General features: G+C 55.0%; 19 protein-coding genes. 10 read left to right on the forward strand and 9 right to left on the reverse strand.

What is annotated here, in order from left to right:
• The first annotated feature begins 9 nt into the window (after positions 1–9).
• From ACWHYZ_RS01355 to ACWHYZ_RS01385, 7 genes are all read left to right on the forward strand, one after another.
• Complete coding sequence (locus tag ACWHYZ_RS01355) at positions 10–279, forward strand: TMEM165/GDT1 family protein (protein ID WP_447985507.1); 270 nt, start codon at positions 10–12, stop codon at positions 277–279.
• Positions 280–319: 40 nt separating this feature from the next.
• Positions 320–772: a hypothetical protein gene (locus ACWHYZ_RS01360; protein ID WP_447985508.1), complete on the forward strand. Its 453-nt coding sequence runs from the start codon at positions 320–322 to the stop codon at positions 770–772.
• 388 nt (positions 773–1,160) lie between these two features.
• Complete coding sequence (locus ACWHYZ_RS01365) at positions 1,161–1,727, forward strand: Spy/CpxP family protein refolding chaperone (protein ID WP_447985509.1); 567 nt, start codon at positions 1,161–1,163, stop codon at positions 1,725–1,727.
• 325 nt (positions 1,728–2,052) lie between these two features.
• Positions 2,053–2,418 carry a RidA family protein gene (locus ACWHYZ_RS01370; protein WP_447985510.1) on the forward strand — a complete coding sequence of 122 codons (366 nt, stop codon included), beginning with the start codon at positions 2,053–2,055 and terminating at the stop codon, positions 2,416–2,418.
• Positions 2,419–2,642: 224 nt separating this feature from the next.
• On the forward strand, positions 2,643–3,368 hold the full coding sequence (locus tag ACWHYZ_RS01375) for a response regulator (RefSeq protein ID WP_447985511.1): 726 nt from the start codon (positions 2,643–2,645) through the stop codon (positions 3,366–3,368).
• Positions 3,361–4,695 carry a sensor histidine kinase gene (locus ACWHYZ_RS01380; protein WP_447985512.1) on the forward strand — a complete coding sequence of 445 codons (1,335 nt, stop codon included), beginning with the start codon at positions 3,361–3,363 and terminating at the stop codon, positions 4,693–4,695. Before ACWHYZ_RS01375 ends, ACWHYZ_RS01380 begins: the two co-directional genes overlap by 8 nt.
• Positions 4,696–5,398: 703 nt before the next feature.
• Positions 5,399–6,472 (forward strand): S1C family serine protease, encoded by a 1,074-nt coding sequence (locus ACWHYZ_RS01385; RefSeq protein ID WP_447985513.1) that lies wholly within the window; start codon positions 5,399–5,401, stop codon positions 6,470–6,472.
• 206 nt (positions 6,473–6,678) lie between these two features.
• Here ACWHYZ_RS01385 and ACWHYZ_RS01390 read toward each other — a convergent pair whose 3' ends face one another.
• The 9 genes from ACWHYZ_RS01390 to rpmH all read right to left on the reverse strand — a co-directional run bounded on the left by ACWHYZ_RS01390 (position 6,679) and on the right by rpmH (position 14,778).
• Positions 6,679–7,074 (reverse strand): response regulator, encoded by a 396-nt coding sequence (locus tag ACWHYZ_RS01390; RefSeq protein WP_447985514.1) that lies wholly within the window; start codon positions 7,072–7,074, stop codon positions 6,679–6,681.
• 13 nt (positions 7,075–7,087) lie between these two features.
• Positions 7,088–7,324 (reverse strand): hypothetical protein, encoded by a 237-nt coding sequence (locus ACWHYZ_RS01395; protein WP_447985515.1) that lies wholly within the window; start codon positions 7,322–7,324, stop codon positions 7,088–7,090.
• A gap of 294 nt (positions 7,325–7,618) precedes the next feature.
• Entirely contained in the window at positions 7,619–7,912 is a 294-nt protein-coding gene (locus tag ACWHYZ_RS01400; RefSeq protein WP_447985516.1) for a hypothetical protein, read from the reverse strand.
• Positions 7,913–8,785: 873 nt separating this feature from the next.
• Entirely contained in the window at positions 8,786–10,657 is a 1,872-nt protein-coding gene (mnmG, locus tag ACWHYZ_RS01405; protein WP_447985517.1) for a tRNA uridine-5-carboxymethylaminomethyl(34) synthesis enzyme MnmG, read from the reverse strand.
• A gap of 64 nt (positions 10,658–10,721) precedes the next feature.
• Positions 10,722–12,143, reverse strand: a complete 1,422-nt coding sequence (gene mnmE / locus ACWHYZ_RS01410; protein ID WP_447985518.1) for a tRNA uridine-5-carboxymethylaminomethyl(34) synthesis GTPase MnmE — start codon at positions 12,141–12,143, stop codon at positions 10,722–10,724.
• Positions 12,144–12,151: 8 nt separating this feature from the next.
• Positions 12,152–13,930: a membrane protein insertase YidC gene (yidC, locus tag ACWHYZ_RS01415; protein WP_447985519.1), complete on the reverse strand. Its 1,779-nt coding sequence runs from the start codon at positions 13,928–13,930 to the stop codon at positions 12,152–12,154.
• A 107-nt stretch (positions 13,931–14,037) separates the two neighbouring features.
• Entirely contained in the window at positions 14,038–14,247 is a 210-nt protein-coding gene (gene yidD, locus ACWHYZ_RS01420; RefSeq protein WP_447985520.1) for a membrane protein insertion efficiency factor YidD, read from the reverse strand.
• A complete protein-coding gene (rnpA, locus tag ACWHYZ_RS01425; RefSeq protein WP_447985521.1) occupies positions 14,223–14,612 on the reverse strand; it encodes a ribonuclease P protein component in 390 nt (129 codons plus the stop codon). The genes yidD and rnpA overlap by 25 nt, the downstream gene beginning before the upstream one ends.
• 28 nt (positions 14,613–14,640) lie before the next feature.
• Entirely contained in the window at positions 14,641–14,778 is a 138-nt protein-coding gene (gene rpmH / locus ACWHYZ_RS01430; RefSeq protein WP_447985522.1) for a 50S ribosomal protein L34, read from the reverse strand.
• A gap of 322 nt (positions 14,779–15,100) precedes the next feature.
• Here rpmH and ACWHYZ_RS01435 point away from each other — a divergent pair, with 322 nt between their 5' ends.
• The 3 genes from ACWHYZ_RS01435 to ACWHYZ_RS01445 all read left to right on the forward strand — a co-directional run bounded on the left by ACWHYZ_RS01435 (position 15,101) and on the right by ACWHYZ_RS01445 (position 17,118).
• The gene (locus ACWHYZ_RS01435) at positions 15,101–15,265 is read left to right on the forward strand and encodes a hypothetical protein (protein ID WP_447985523.1); all 165 of its coding nucleotides are present in this window, start codon (positions 15,101–15,103) and stop codon (positions 15,263–15,265) included.
• 106 nt (positions 15,266–15,371) lie between these two features.
• Positions 15,372–15,980, forward strand: a complete 609-nt coding sequence (locus tag ACWHYZ_RS01440) for a hypothetical protein (RefSeq protein ID WP_447985524.1) — start codon at positions 15,372–15,374, stop codon at positions 15,978–15,980.
• Between the two features lies 1 nt (position 15,981).
• Positions 15,982–17,118 carry a L,D-transpeptidase family protein gene (locus ACWHYZ_RS01445; protein ID WP_447985525.1) on the forward strand — a complete coding sequence of 379 codons (1,137 nt, stop codon included), beginning with the start codon at positions 15,982–15,984 and terminating at the stop codon, positions 17,116–17,118.
• The last annotated feature ends 9 nt before the right edge of the window (positions 17,119–17,127 follow it).

Here is a 17,127-nt window from a genome sequence, read left to right on the forward strand (position 1 = left end):
AGCATGTGCATGGCATTCTTCAGTATTTTTGTGACCGTCTTTCTCGCCGAGTTAGGCGACAAGACCCAGTTAGCCACCCTCTTGTTTGCCACGGACCAGCAAGTGAGTAAGGTCGGTGTCTTTTGCGCGTCCTCCGCGGCCCTCGTGTTATCGAGTCTGCTGGCCGTGCTCATTGGAGATCAGCTTCCCAATTATGTGTCCATGAAGGCCTTGAAGGTCACGGCCGGACTAGGCTTTGTCGCTATTGGCGCCTGGGTGCTGATCGATGGCTTTCGGTAATTCTTTGCCGTCGCCGTCTGACACGTCATAAACATTCACCTTGAAATTGACGGCTGCCACAACAGACACGATCGTCCGCATTCATTCTTTAGTAGAGTATTTGGTTGTCCGATCGGTCCCTATTACGGATTCCTTGAGGTCGGGCCTGAAAGGAATTGGAACGACCCGTGTGTTCTACCGGGAACTGCAAGCATTAGAGTTCGCGGGGACTGACCAACAAGTGCAAGGGCCGATTCGGCCGTCCGCGCCGATTCGGGCGTGGCCGACCGTGGCGACGGTGCGGTTTGAGACGCCCCCTGGCCAGCAAGCTGCAGTGGACTTTGACGAACCCCGCCTCTGGATCGGTGAGCGCCTAGAAGTCAGCCACATCTTTGTATGGACCCTCGGACACTGTCGCCGCGCGCGCGGGCGTCGGCCTATCCGCATGAACCGCTTAGTGTGCTGCCCGATGGTCATGAGCCGACCCTTCCAGCCATTCTGCGGCGTGCCGTAGAATGTCTGTACGATACCAGCGCACGGGCTTGTGGGCGACGCGAAAGCCATGTGCTCTGGCATTCCATGTGGAGGATTTGCGCGTCATTATGAGCTCACACCGTGGGCCTGTCAGCCGTATCGAGAGCAAACGAAGGGTACAGGCCAGCAGACAAGCCGCCGCGTAGAAAATTCGGATTTGCCGGCACCATAGACTGCGGCCCTTGTGGGCTCATAATGAGCTACCTCAGCGCTCGGTATCATTCCAATGCTTGGCTAGTCGTCGTTCCGTGGCGCCGTGACATTTTGTTACACAATCTTACAGCTACGAAAAGATCTGACCCGTCCTCTTTGTTACGGTGCAGGCAGCTACAGTTCTCATTCACCATAACAGGAGGCAGAGGATTCCGATGACTAGTGAGACGGCGCGAACAGTGTCATTCTTGGGCATGGCGGTGCTGTTGGCAACAGCTTGGACGCTAGCGACGGATACGATGAGTTGGGCGGACGGACATGGTTACGGGGGCCATCGCCACGGTCGCCCGAATGCGGGTGATTTTATCTGGCACGTATTCAAGGCCAAAGAAGCCCTGGGTCTCTCCGAAGAGCAAGAAACCAGATTGCGCACCATTGGCGTCGCCTTCAAAAAAGATCGCGTGAAAAGGGACGCGGAGGTCGAACTCGCTGAGATCGATCTGCATCAACTCTTTCGTCAGCAGGAGAAGCAGGCCAGTGGCGGTAACGTCGAAAATGCAATCCGGAAACTGTACGCGTTGAAGGCGGATCGGCGCATCGCATCGTTCAATGCCTTTCAAGAGGCTCGAGGCGTCCTGACACCGGAGCAGCTCAAGAATCTGCGAGAGCTCCATGAGAAAAAGCGATGCTCGATGGACGGGAAATGCGCAGAGGCTCATGATGACGATGGTCCGCGTGGCGAAGGAGCGATGGGTGGTGACCGGCCGGCTGTGCATCAATAGAAAGGCCGCACATCGACCCCCCTGGCGGGGCCTCCATCCTCTGAGCATGGAAGGCCCCGCTACGGATACGAGAAGACCATGTGCTGCCGATATCCGACGGCTATCTTCATAGGTCTGATCCTGCTTGCGACGGCCGGGTGTGCCGGCCCCGGCGCGTCGCGAGAACCGTCCCCATCCGGTGGCATGATTTCGCCCCCATCCAAACAAGGAACGGCATTGGGCATTCCGTGGGAAAACCAATTTGGGACCAAGGGAGCGGTGAGAGTGCGGGATACGATCTTTATTGCCGCACAACTGAGTTGGGATGAGCACGGGACCCTGACAGGTGACACCATGGAGGCCCAGATGCGACAAGGCCTATGCCAACATAGGGAAGCTACTGGATCCACATGGGGCCAAGTTCAAAGACATCGTTGAAGAGACCATGTTTGTGACGGATATGAAGGACGTACTTCCTGCAGCGCAAAAGGTTCGGCAGGAGGTGTTCGGTGGGGCGCCGACCGTCGCCAGTAGTCTCGTGGGGGTCGCCCAGTTGGCCGATTCAAAGGCTCACGTGGCGATCAGCGCTGTCGCCAAGCTCGATATTTCGATGGAGCAGGGTGCCGGCAGCACCTCATCTAGCTCTCGCCCGCGCGGTGGTGGGGGTCGATCACGCGGCGGCATGGGCGGAGCGCTCTTCCCGTTTTATTAGATGCCGCATTGCCGGCATTATGGTATGTCTGTCCGAATCATGAGAAGTGATGACGGCGTACGCTCACCGGTCCCGCAGTCGTTGCGGTGCTCATCATGGAAACACGCGCCCGCAAGCACATGCACCACCATGATGACAATGCAACACTGTAGCGGTTTCAGAAGCGGAAGTGTCTTCGGCTGCCAAATTATGGGCTCACCCTTTAAGACTGTGGGTCAGCGGCGGTGAGCATTACCATCCTTGTCATTGACGACGATCGCAAGCTAAACGACTTACTCAGGTCCTACCTGCATCAATTCGGTATGGACGTGCTGGCGGCGACTCATCCCGATGAGGGATTGGCCTTGCTCAGAAAACAGTCACCGTCACTCGTCGTGCTCGATCTCATGTTGCCGGGGCGAGATGGGTTCACCGTCTGCCGCGACATCCGCCGCGAAAGTTCAGTGCCGATCATCATGCTGACGGCGCGCGGCGATCTGACGGATCGGGTGGCAGGTCTTGAACTGGGTGCTGATGACTATCTAGCCAAGCCATTTGAGCCACGCGAACTGGTGGCTAGAATTCACACGGTGTTGCGTCGGAGTGGGGAGCCGTGCCGGCTCACCTCACTATGCGACCGATTCCGTGCCGATGCCTTAACCGTCGATCTGCGCAGTCGCACGGCGTCGTTGGCTGGTGCTCCACTGGACCTCACCACGACTGAATTTGAAATCCTCGCCCTGTTTCTTCAGCACCCACAAACGGTCCTGAGTCGGGATCAAATTATGGAGCACGTTCGTGGAATCGATTGGGACGCCTACAATCGGTCCATCGATGTCGCAGTGAGTCGCTTGCGTCATAAACTCAATGACGATCCCAAACGACCGCGGTATTTCAAAACCGTCTGGGGTACTGGGTATCTCTTCTTGCCGATCCCTGAATCGATCAAACCGGAGTCATCCGGTGCGTGATCTCAAGCACGGACCCATCCAGTTTATTCGGCGATCTGTCTTTCTCAAACTCTTCCTTATTTATCTCGGCACGACCCTCGCGTTGGTGCTAGCCGTCGGCGGGTATAATCGACTGGTCTTGCACAACGAGCATTTCAAGCAGACCAAAAGCAAGATGATGGCACACCATTTGGCCATGATCATCGAGGAAATCGGACATCCTCCTGACCGGGAACGAGCCATCCGCCTTTCAGGAGAACTGGGGCTTCAAATTCGGGTTGAAGGCCCTGAAGGAATGTGGGCGACAGAGACCGCGTTGCCTGCCACCTCCGCATTGCGGGTCCATCCGTCGCAGGCCGATCCCGATATGCAGATGGGCAAGTACCGCGGACGCAGAGTCGCCATCATGGCCCGCGGCGCGACGCACTATCTTTTCTTTTTCCCTGAGCCGCCCGAGCTGGATCTCGAAAGCGCTGGGCTCTTGATTGGTCTGATTGCGCTGATTTTGGCGGGCAGCTATGCCCTCGTGCGCTGGTTGTTTCGGCCGCTCGATTGGCTGGCGCGGGGTGTTGGCGACATCGCGAAGGGGAATCTAAACTGCGAGGTCCGGAGACGTTCTGACGACGAGTTAGGGCAGTTGACTGATGCCCTGAACGACATGGTCTGCCGAGTCCGGGACATGTTGCGTGCCCGTGATCGATTGCTTGTCGACGTGAGCCACGAGCTGAGGTCACCGTTGACGCGGATCAAGGTGGCGCTGGAATTCATATACGACGAACGGGCCAAAGAAAAGATTCAGCAGGAAGTCCGCGAATTGGAAGCCATGGTTACGGAATTGCTCGAATCGGAGCGGCTGAACAGCGACTATGGGACCGTGGTTCTGAGGGATGCCGACGTCGTTGCATTGGTTCGTGATGTCATGGAGCTCTATAGGGATCAACAGCCGGGTGTTCGATTAGTGGTGGCTCCGGCGAGCCTCATGCTCAAGCTCGACGCCCATCGGGTTCGCATGGCCTTAAGAAATGTGCTCGACAATGCCGTGATACATACGGACGCCTCACAGGGCCCCATCGAGGTGCGAGTTGAGAGGCATGAAGGAACGGTACGTATTTCGGTATCCGATCATGGCCCGGGGATTCCCATCGATGAGCAGGGGTTAATTTTCGAGCCGTTTTACCGCGTGGACAAATCCAGGACTCGCACGACCGGCGGATATGGACTGGGGCTAAGCCTATCAAAAAAAATCATGATGGCGCATGGAGGCGACCTGCTCGTCACGAGTGACGACGGTTTCGGCAGTATCTTTATCTTCACGTTCCCCATCACTGAACCCGCTCTACAACGGTAGTCGTTGCGACGACGCCTTTCCAGATTTCCGCGATATGAACGCGATAGATTCCGTATGTCAGCCTAGGAGCCTGCGCCACACATTGTTACAAACATTTACGGGCCGGAAAGGATCTGCGTGCGCAACGATGATACGTTTCATCATGGAGATGAACGCAAGGCATCTCAGCGAGAAGGTGCAAATATGACGTCTCTACGCTGTGCCGGACACATGGTTCAGCTTAATATCGATATCGAATCGAATCGTCAGAAGGAAGCAGAATAGTTTCTCCTTGGCGAGTATGGACTGCTCGGTGTGCCTCGAAGATCTGATGCGCTTAGATCAAGATTCCTCTCCCGTTGGAAAGATAGACTCTCGGAGGTGCAAGGAGCCGCATGAGATCGTAATATCTGCGCGTCAACGCTGCTCGCTGTCAGCAATAGGCCACGAGCGGCCTGAGCAGTTCCGCGCTAACGGCGGGTGGGAGTTACACGCGCTTGTGTTTTTATGTCGCAAAGCCCAGAAGTTACGATGCACGTCTAGCTATTGCAATGGCTTACTTTTTGCTCTTTTTCCCATTTATTAGGTCGACGGTCTCTTTAATCACTGAAGATTGAGAGGTGCGCCTATGAGTCCTCGAATAGTTACTCGAGCATTGCAGGTAAGCGTTCTGAGCCTATCCTTTATGACCGTCCCCGTCCTTTCCACGGCCCATCAGACGATCATGGAATCAGGTGTTGTCGCTCAGGTCTATAAAAAGGTCGCGCCGGTGATTGTCCTGATCAATGCGACGCATGCAGAGCCATCGACGGATCGTGACGCCTCAGTCCACAGTGTTGGGTCTGGTATTGTGCTAGATGACACGGGTGTGGTTCTGACTAACAACCATGTGATCGACGGCGCGACAAGTATCGTGGTCACGGTGAAGAAAGGCGTTAAGCTGGAGGCTCAGATCGTCGGAAATGATCCCATGACCGATTTGGCGCTCCTCCGCATCTCGCTGCCGAAAGGCCACTACCCCGTCGCCGAATTCGGCGACTCCGACCGCCTCGAGGTTGGTCAACCCGTCCTCACCATCGGACATCCGTTTGGCCTCGACGCGACGTTAACGACCGGCGTGATCTCTGGATTTCTGCCGTCTCCTGAACCCTCTCGTCAACCTCAGCGCCTCATTCAGAGCAGCGCCGCCATTAATCCAGGAAATAGCGGGGGCCCGCTGCTTGACCTGTCAGGGCACATCATTGGCGTGAATGCGGCGATGCTCGCGGGGGCGCAGAATGTGGGGTTTGCCATTCCCAGCAACACCGTGAAGAACGTCGTACACGAGATCCAGTCTTATGGACGCGTCATTCGGCCGTGGCTTGGCATCGGGGGCCAGCTTGTCACCAGAGATCTCATGCAACTCTTGGCCCTTCCCTTAGCCAAGGGCATCGTGGTGTCCGGGATTGCCAAAGGTAGCCCCGCTGAAAAGGCCGGACTACGCTCGGGTCAAACGGATATCTCCGTGAACGGAGAGCGTTGGTTGCTGGGGGGAGACATTGTCGTCGCAATTAATGCGCATCCGGTGACGACAGCCGAAGAATTTGCAGAGGCCATCAAGGATTTGGAAGTAGGCGACCAGGCGACTCTGCGGTTCATGCGTCAAGGCATTCTCCGTACGACCGTCGTCACTATCGACGAACGCCCGCAAACGCCAAGTCCTGCGACCAGTCGACAGCAAGTGGAACGTGTCGGATTCCAACCGCTGGCCCTGATGCGACAGGCCAATCCAAACACGATGGTATCGATAGAGTATTAACGCTCCTGTCGATCATCGCTCACCGTCAGCACCGGCGGAGCGAAGCCCGTCCTTTCGCTTACTCCGCCGCCATGGCGAGCGCCGGCCTCAGTGTCTTTCCGATCTTGTCTTCGTCCATTCTCCTCAAATCATAGGCTATTTGGAGCAGCATACTCTGAAGCAATAGCTTCGTGCTTGATAGCACACCGAGCGGGTCCGACACATATTCATGAACTCGGTACGGTGCTCCCGCCGAAGAAGCGACGACAGCACGCGACCAAAGTATCGACGGAGACTGGTTTAATAAGAAATTCTCTTGCGCCTTTCCGTAGCGCTTCATCTTTGATGTGGGAATCCGAGCAGCCGGACATCATGAGGACAGGAATGGTGGGATAACGAGACTGAATCTCTTGGACTGTCGCCAATCCGTCCAGTACAGGCATCATGACATCCAATAGGACGCCTACAATGGGATCATCCGTTGTCTCGTACTGACTCATTAGCTCGAGCGCCGCACAACCATGATGAGCAACAAGGGTATCATAGCCGCACGCCGATAACCGGTCGCGCAGTATTGCCGTGACGTCATGATCATCATCCACGATAAGAATCCGCCGCTTCATTCAGTATGCCCCACTACAAACTCGACTCGCGAAGTTCCATGTCATATGTGTGTTGGCGACTGTACACTGAGATATCGCCACGGCGACTCAATGCCTGCGCCGTCAGGAGCAAAGTATCCGGGGTGAATTCGGTCATCTCTCGAAGGATGTGCTCAGCGGTGAGTCTGCCACTGACGTCAGTTTTCAACGCTTCTAAGAGGAGTAATTCATGTGCAGAATAGACTCCGCCGCGGCCCGTCTTCTGGGACATGTTAGGCCTCACCGTTGAGGTAACCTTCGGCTTGGGCAACTCATTCTAGGGCTTTCGATGCCGGGGACTTCTCCTTGTTCTGGACTAATGCGTCGCCGCGTGCCCTAAGGATCTTTTCTACTCTCTTGATCTTACACACTGCGGTAGGGATGTCTGATCCCTATGTGGTCCAAGTCTTAACCGCCATGTTTGCGGGCCCTTGTCCGGGATTTTTTCATGCTGCTCAATTGCAAATTAATCGTACTTTCCCTTGCCTGCGGAATTCAGCAGACGTTCTGCAGCTGTATGAAAGACTCAGCTCTCCGGCTTTCGGCAACCTTGGCTGATAACTGTAAACACCACGGCCGACATTTCCATTTGCCATTCACGGTGGTTCTCAGCCAGATACCTCTGCAGCATGGACACCAGATCGTTGACGTTCAGCTTCTCTCGTGCGATGCATGGCATCACGGTGTTAAGCATGTCATCTAACCCGGCTTCACCGACATCGGAGGTGAAGCGAAGCGCTTCATTCCACGCCTCCACACTTCCCAAAACGTAATACCGTTTTGCTGAGTCGGGCAGCTGCTGCCAGTGTTGTGCCTCCAAGCTCAATGCACTATTAGTGCAGAGGACCAGCATACCAATAGCGAGCGCAGTAACGCTTGAATATGTGCCGAGGCGGCTTAAAGGTCTCATCGTCGAACAGAGTGACAATCCCTGGAGGTGGAGGTGCGGGCGATGGTCCCCATGTCGTCGATGGCACGCCGGAGCTTCTCCTGTTCTGGATTCTGGATCTATTCCGTTGGGCATCTTGTTCCAAACACACTGCGAAGTCTTTTCGTTATAATTGCAATTTGTAACAAAATGTTAGATGCCCTGTGCCCCGAGGAAAATGGTCATCGGTCGCAATAAACGAACAGAACTAGCCACAAGCAAGCGGCTGATTAATGAAGCGGGCGCACGGGGAAGAACGCCTCGTTGGTCAGGACGGAGCGAAAATCAAGCCGGGGCGCCTAAAGCGAAGGCCGCGAAGGCTCAGGAGCAGGCATCGGGGGAGAGACAGCGAGTCTAGAGAAGGCACGCAGACTGAGCGTGATCCTTCCTCAAGGGTCTTCAATTCATGCCCGCTCAACACTTGGCTTGCTGCCTGAACCGTAAGTGACCGTACCATGGTCGAATAGGTTCGAGCGACAACAAGAGTGCAACGAAATAGCAAATAAAGATTTGGTATGCAGGCTCTTATGATGGTTCTGATGAGGGGCATAATTGTCGGATTCGGCTACAAAATAGTAGGCCTTAACCATAGTTTCTGACATAGCGAATACAAACAAGACAAGGCCGTCAGCACCGTTAATAAATGTGCGGTATAAATCTTTCAGGCATCCAAGAGTAGGAAGGTAAGCATATTATGGGCTTCCATTGGCCGATAACACTTTAAGCAGAGGTTTTCTGTGTAAACGGCTTAACGTGAAATTGAAGCTATGAGATGGCTTGCTGACGGTCCCGCTCTAAGGCGACGAGTAGAAGGGAGATAGCTGCGGGTGTCATTCCTGAGATGCGTGACGCCTGGCCTACAGAAGACGGACGAACGCGTTCTAGTTTTTCCAACACCTCACGGGAGAAGCCGACGACTGATTTGTACTCAAATGTGACTGGGATCCGTCGCTCTTCGAGCTTTTTGAATTTAGCAACTTGTTGGATTTGCCGTCCGATATACCCTTCGTACTTTATTGCGATCTCGACGGCTTCATTGATTTCTTTATCCTGCACAAAATCTTCGGATTTCCCGGTCAACTCATACAAACGCTGGTATGAGAATTCTTGGCGCTTCAGGAGTTGAGAAAAAGTAAGGTCGGGTGAAATAAAGTCGAAATTCATGGACGCTGCCAGGCTTCGGAATTCATGAGTCGGCCTCGTTTGACCGAGCCGTGCCACTTCTTTCTCCACCAGGTCACGCTTTTTTGAAAACTTCGCATACGCCGCATCCGGAATCAGGCCCAAACGATGGCCTGTGTCCATGAGGCGAAAATCAGCATTATCATGTCGAAGGAGTAACCGATACTCTGCGCGTGACGTGAACATGCGGTATGGCTCTCGAGCATCCTTTGTAATTAAGTCATCAATTAATACACCGATATAGGCTTGTGACCGATCAAGAATTAACGGCTGGTCTCCCCGCAGTTTGAGGACGGCATTGATGCCGGCCATAATCCCTTGTGCGGCCGCCTCCTCATACCCGGACGTCCCATTGATCTGCCCTGCATGGTACAAGCCGGCGACCAGCTTAGTTTCCAGCGTCGGGTGAAGCTGGCAAGGCGGGAAATAGTCGTACTCGATTGCATAGCCAGGCTTGAGCACCTTCGCGTGTTCGAGCCCCGGTATTGTACGTACAATCGCGTGCTGTACGTCAACCGGCAGACTCGTGGAAATCCCATTTGGGTAGTATTCAACCGTGTCTAAGCCTTCCGGCTCAATGAAGATTTGATGCCTGTCTTTGTCGGCAAAGCGAACGACCTTGTCTTCAATGGAAGGACAATAACGTGGTCCCGTGGATTCAATGACCCCGCTGTACATCGGCGATCGGTCTAGATTCTGATGGATGATCGCGTGCGTCTCCTGATTCGTATAGGTCAAGTGGCAGAGCATTTGAGGCGTGGTGATGCAGTCGGTGCGATACGAGAAGGCAGTCGGCGGATCATCGCCGGGCTGAGGGGTCATCACGCCAAAGTCGATCGTGTCGCGGTCTAGCCGCGGAGGCGTTCCGGTCTTCAACCGCCCGACCTCAAAGCCGAAATCTCGCATGCAATCAGAGAGACGTTCTGCCGAAGCTTCGCCTGCGCGGCCGGCCGTAAAATGGTTCAGGCCTATATGGATCAGGCCCTTAAGGAACGTTCCAGAGGTTAGGATGACCGCTCTTGCGGCAATCTGTTCCCCGGAAGCCGTGACGATACCGGTGACTGATTGCTGTTCCGTGAGAATCCGGTCGACGGTCCCACGAGCAATGTCGAGTCTCTCCTGAGCCCGCAACGTCTCTTGCATGCGTTCCCGATACAGCTTCTTGTCGCATTGCACGCGAAGGGCTCTGACCGCCGGTCCTTTGCTGGTGTTGATCATCTTGAATTGGATCCCGGCGCGATCGGTGTTCCTTCCCATTTCCCCCCCAAGGGCATCGATCTCTTTGACGAGATGGCCCTTGGCGATACCGCCGACCGCAGGATTGCAGGACATCTGGGCAATCTTGTCCTCATCCATCGTCAGCAGCAGGGCTCGCACGCCCATGCGCGCTGCCGCGAGTGCCGCCTCGCAGCCGGCATGCCCACCCCCAACAATGATGACATCGTATTGCTTCATAACCCACCTGAGAAATGATCAGACCAACAGAGGGAGACCAATTCCCGTCCCCGTCCGTTTCCGACTATTTGCCTATGCAGAACTCACTGAAGACGTGCTCGAGAATATCATCTGTTGTCGTGGCGCCGGTGATTTCACCGAGCGCATCAAGTGCACCGCGCAGATCTAGCGCGACGAATTCTGAAGAAAGCCTGCACGTGATCGATTCTAAGGATCTGTTCAGCGCCTCGGTCGCCTTGACGAGTCCGGTTCGATGGCGAAGCGCCGTCACGACTGCCCTCTCGTCGGGTTCGAACTCCGGATGCAGGACCAGATTTCGTATCGTGTCACGGAGATCATCCAATCCGGCTCCAGTCCTCGCGGATATCCGGACCGTCGCTTCGGCGGTAACGGATTGTCGCAGGACTTGAAGATCCTCAGGGGAAATCCCCGTCGGCAGATCGGTTTTATTGATCACGAGGGCGACCTTCTTGTCCTTGTCGCGTCCCGATGCCAAGAGGGCGCGATCCTCCGGCTCCAGTGGACAGGAGCCATCGAGCAACACAATGAGCAAGTCAGCCTCCTCCATGGCCGATCGACTGCGGCGTACGCCCTCCTGTTCCACGAGGTCCGTCGTGTCCCGAAGCCCCGCTGTATCTAGCAGGCGAACCGGTACGCCACGAATATTAAGCGTTTCTTCCAATACATCTCGCGTGGTGCCCGGGATGGGCGTCACGATGGCCCGATCCGTTTGCAGCAAGGCATTGAGGAGGCTTGATTTGCCGACGTTCGGTCGACCGACGATGGCAGCCGTGATCCCTTCACGCAGAATCCGTCCTTCCTGGTAACTCTCAACCAAACGGGACAGTTCTTCGATGGTACACTGCACTCCCTGAAGCAGTTCACGTTCGTGAATGAACGTAATGCCTTCCTCGGTAAAGTCGATTGCGGCCTCAACGTGTGCGAGGAGGTGAATCAGGCGCTCGCGGATACGATAGACCTCCCTCGAGAGAGAGCCGCGCAACTGTTCTTGAGCTAATCGAAGACTGGTGGCCGTCTTTGCCCTGATCGTATCGAGGACGGCTTCAGCTTGTGTCAGATCCAACTTGCCGTTGAGAAAAGCCCGTTTTGTAAATTCACCGGGCTGTGCCAGCCTAGCCCCTGCGGTCACCAGCGCCTCACAGAGGGATTGAAGCACGAAAGGTCCGCCGTGGCAGTGAATCTCGACGACATCCTCGGCGGTGTAAGAACGTGGGCCATGCATGACGACGGCAAGCGCCTCATCGATCGGCGTGGAACCAGATCCACGTCTCACGGGGCCTTCGGAAAGCGCACTGACTATGTCGGCATGGCACAAGGTATGGCTGGGCACGTCGGACAGCGATCGACCCGATCTGAGTCGAACGATGCCCGAGGCAATTTCAATGGCCTTCTCTCCGCTGACACGGATAATACCGATGCCGCCCTCGCCGGACGGAGTGGCGATTGCGCAGATCGTGTCTTCCATGGGGACGCTCACGCATCAGGTTGGTCGAGGTTCGCTGAAACAGGTTGCTTAGCGGCCGACTCTATCTTCTTTTTCTTATTCGGTGATTTATGTCCGTCTTCCGACGTGAGAGCTGACTCCGACGGTGACGGTGTCGTCCGCTTTTTGAAGATGTACCGGTCCGTCACGAATTGTTGAGTGATCGTGATCACGTTGTTGGTTAACCAATACAGAACGAGCCCGGCCGGAAAGGATAAAAACAGCAAGGTCATGAAGGCGGGCAGTAACAGCATGATCTTGGCCTGCGTGGGATCCATCGTCGTGGGCATGATTTTCTGCTGGATGACCATACTGACGCCCATAATGATCGGCAAGACGTAATAGGGATCCTGAGCCGACAGGTCGGTGATCCACAGAAAGAATGGCGCCTGTCGCAGTTCGATCGTCATGTAGAGGATGTTAAACAATGCCACGAAGACCGGCATCTGGAGCACCATCGGAAGACAGCCGCCGACCGGATTGACCTTATGATCTCGATAGAGTTTAATTAACTCCTTATTCAGGCGCTCGCGGTCGTCCTTATATTTCGCCTGCAGCGCGGCCACCTTGGGCTGGACCAACTGCATGTCTTTCATCGACTTGTAGCTCTTGTACTGAAGCGGAACGAAGAGCAATTTGATCGAGACGGTCAGGAGAATGATGGCCACGCCGTAGTTATGCGTGTAGTCGTTAATGAATCGGAGAACGGAGAAGAGCGGCTTCGCGACCGCTTTGACAATGCCCCAGCTGCCATAGATAAACCAGCCGAAATCGATCGTGTCTTCTAGGCCGATGTTGAACGACTTCAGCGTGTCGAACTCTTTCGGACCGGCATAAAGCGACATCAATGCGTCCGTCGAGTTCTGCGCCGGATAACGTACCGCGGAAGAGAATAACTTATCCCCTTCCTTCGTAATGACGGCCGACGAGGCATTGCGCGGGATCAAGACGCTCAGAAAATATTTGTCCTGGAGTGCGACCCAACCTACAGAGCCTTTTCGTTCCACTTCAGCGTCGGGCGCGTCTTTCACGATTTGATCATCGACTTTGGTTGCCGGTCCTATCAGGCCGATAAACCCCTCACCCCACTCGACAATCCCGAAATTCGTGCCTAAGGCGACATCGACTGGACCACTGACTCCTTCTGTCCGGACAGCAATGTCCACAACATACGTATCATGATGAAACGTCAGTTCCTTAACCGCCCGCAATCCCGACTGAGGATCCGCATACTTAAAGGTCAAATGACCGGTCGGATGGGCGGCATCGAGCGAAGAGAAATCCCGTTGAATGTCGTAGAGCCCTTCATTCAATCGGGTCGTCAGGGCAGGATCTAGGGTCTGCAGGGCAAGCGGCTTTCGAAACTTGCCTCCCTGGTACACCATTTGAATCGGCTGAGGCCGGTCTTTGTCGGCCGTCGTATAGCGCTTGAGTTCCCAACTCGTGAGCACACCGCCACGATTTGAGAATACGGCGCGGAAGAGGTCCGTCACGACCTCTTGAGTCTGTTCCTCGGAAGCCGACTCAAGGGGAGCGACCTGCGATCCTGACGAGGAAGTCGTTGTCTGAGTGTGAGCCGTTTCAGTAGATGTCTTTTTATCCAGGGTCGGCGCGGTCGAGTCCTGCGGCTTCGAGGCTGAGGGGTCCGACCCGGTGAGCTGATCGGATTCAGCGGGCGCCGGAATAATTCCCGCCTGCTTGAGCACATAATCGTAGCCAATAATAATCGCTAACGAGAGGATCAGAAATACAATAACCCTCTTTTCCATAGTCTGTCTGCTCCGGTCTAGTTCACGCGAGATGCATTCTGTCTAATGTGTGCTGAGTTACTCTGGGGAGGCCTGTCGATTGGCATCGTGAGGGTGGATCCAGCAGCTTATTTAACCGGATCAAACCCACCCGGATGAAACGGGTGACACTTGAGAAGGCGCCACACAGCCCGGCCGAGCCCCAGGATAACCCCATGTCGCTCCACGGCTTCGGCTGCATAGTGCGAGCACGTCGGCTCAAATCGACAGGCTGGAGGAAACAGCGGCGAAACCCATCGCTGATAGAACGTGATTAGTGTGATGCAGCAGTATCGCATCCTTTGTCCATCGACGGTATCAATATCCCTTCTTGCTGGAGCGCCTTTTCCCACGCTTGGCGCAAGAGCGCATGTCTCACATGTAAGCTTTCTCGTCTCGGAAAAAATAAGACGTCTTGCCCCTCAACCAATTCCAGACAGTTTTTCCGTGCTAATTCCCTAAATACGCGCTTGACTCGATTCCGCATGACGGCGAGGCCAAATCGCTTGCCGACCACGATGCCCACGCGGGTGCATGGAAGTCCAGACTGGTACGTAAGCATAGTGAACAGAGACGTCTGGCAGCGACGTCCGAGTTTTTTCACCCGGTCAATATCTGCGCTCTGTCGAAGAAAGAGGAGACGAGATGTGGAGGGGCCAGCCATCTCGGGAATTCGTCCAGGAGAACGGTCTCTAGACAGCTAAACGGGCGCGTCCCTTTGCCCGCCGCCGAGCCAAGACCTTCCGACCGTTTTTCGTGCTCATGCGCTTTCGAAACCCGTGATCTCGTTTTCGCTTCAGGTTCGAAGGTTGTCTGAATGTCGCTGACATGAAAACGCCTCCAAATATTTCGAAAAACCGTCTTGCATCATATAGGACGGTCTCTCACCCTGTCAATGAAAGGCGTATGAAAAGTGCATGAATGCGTCCACGTTCGTCCTATGGGGCGGTTTTGTTGTTCTCGTGCGAGACGGCCACAGTGGAAGAGGCCTTCACGTGTGCTCACTTCATAAGCAATGCGGCAAACTCTTTGAATTTCTTTGCATATTATTTTCAGCTTTGGTGGCGCCACGATTGCAGTGGTCGTTTCCAGGTTTATGTGCCGCCTTTATTAATGAGGCGAGATCGCTACCCATGAAAGGAGGTGAATGTAATGAAAGCATTAGTTGCCATGATGGCTTTGGTCGTTGGGTTGAGCTTTGTCGGTGTGGCATTTGTTCAGGCCGATGAGAAGGCTGCGCCTGCCGCTCCAGCAGCCGGCAAGAAAGAAGAGAAGAAGGCCGACAAGAAGCCCGAAACCAAGTCCGAGAAGAAGTAACTATCATCACGTGAGGCCGGCACGCTTTGCTCGACTGGCAAAGCGTGCCGGTTTTCATGTATGTCTCACATCCAGTCTGCCATTACAATACACCGGAGGGTCCTCGATGAAGCGCCTGTTGATGTTCGCGGTTGTCCCCATGCTGTTACTGTCGGCGGCGTGCGCTAAAGCGCCTACTGAAAAAGTGACGGCGGCCGAAAAGGCTGTTAATGACGCTCGTGCGGCCGGAGCACCGAAATACGCGCCGGAAGAATTTGCTAAACTCGAAAGCGCGTTGAACAATGCGAAGAATGAGGTCGCGGAGCAAGATGCCAAGTTCGGCTTTCTCAGGGACTATGAAAAGGCGGAGCAGGTGTTGACCGCCACTCAAACCGAGGCGACACGTGTGTCGGCAGAGACCGCGAAAAGAAAAGAAGAAACGAAGGCCGCCGCCGTGCAAGCTCAGCAAGCGGCTCAATCAGCCGTCACGGCTGCTCAAGACCTTGTGGCAAAAGCGCCGGTGGGAAAGGATCGAGCCGCGCTTGAAGCCATCAAAGCGGACATAGACGGTCTGGCGACATCGCTGCCCGACATTCAAAAAAGCATCGACACAGAGGATTATCAGGCGGCCCAAGTCAAAGCGAAGGCCGTTCAGGAAAAGAGTCAGGCAGTCTCGGCGGAACTTGAGAGTGCATTGGCGAAGGTGCACAAAGCAAAGCCGAGCAAGAAGAAATGACATGCGTTTCATCGGAAGGTCCTATCTCGCAACCGGCCTGTTGAGCGTAGTTCTGCTCGTTTTGCCGGGGTGTATCGAGAAAGTGCCCTCGGACGTGGTCGAGGCGATCGAATCGCTGGATCGGCAGCTCGTCGAGTCGCAAGGCGCAGAGTATGCCCCGGAGGCCTATGGGCGGTTTGTCAAACATTGGGTCGCGTTACGAGGACAGCTTCAAGCGGCAGAGGATGAGATCGTATGGCCTTGGGAGTCGAACCCGTTGTTGGCTTCCCTTCAGAACCTGCGTGTTGAGGCCGAAGAGGCGGTTGCGCAATCTCTAACGCAACGCGCCGCGAGACGTCTGGAGACGGAGACTCGCTTGGCGCTCCTTGAGGGACGGTTGCGTGCGTTCAATAGCCGTGTCGACGAAATGGGGAGCCGTGTGGTGCTTGGCCGAAAGCCGGTCGAGACCGCTCTCCTCTTGCATCAGGCCCGCTCGTTTTTCGATCAAGGATTCTATGCCCGGTCAGAACATGTCGTGAAGCAAGCCGCCGGCATGATGGAAACTCAGACGGCCGTTCTCACCACTACGCTAGGCCATTATGCCGATGAACGTCGGGTCCGTGCCTGGCGTCGGATTGCTCAGCAGACCATCGACTGGTCTCGCACGCACCATACGTCGGCGATTGTTGTCAGCAAAGCCGACCGGCGATTGACCGTCTACCGGAATGGTCGCTCCGTCCTTTCTTATCCCGTCCGGCTTGGATACAATGGCATCCTCGAAAAGCGCTACCAGGGCGATGGTGCGACTCCTGAAGGCCAGTATCACATCATTCGGAAGCGCGACCGGGGGCAAACGCAATTCTATCGGGCCTTGCTGCTCAACTATCCCAATGCTGAAGACCGTCGACGATTTCAACAGGCGCGTCATAGCGGCCGGATACCGGCCGATGCCTTCATCGGAGGGGAAATCGAAATTCATGGGGGGAATGATATCCTCATGAATCAGACGCTCGGTTGTATCATGCTGGAAAATTGGCAAATGGACGCTATCTTTCGAGTGGTCGAGCCCGGCACCCCGGTGACAATTGTTGGAGCGATCAATCTCACCAATTCAATTGCCTTGGCCTTAGCCGGGCTCGATCAAATCGAAGAGGGATAACCGCAATGT

The sequence above is a fragment of the Nitrospira sp. Nam74 genome, assembly GCF_965152615.1.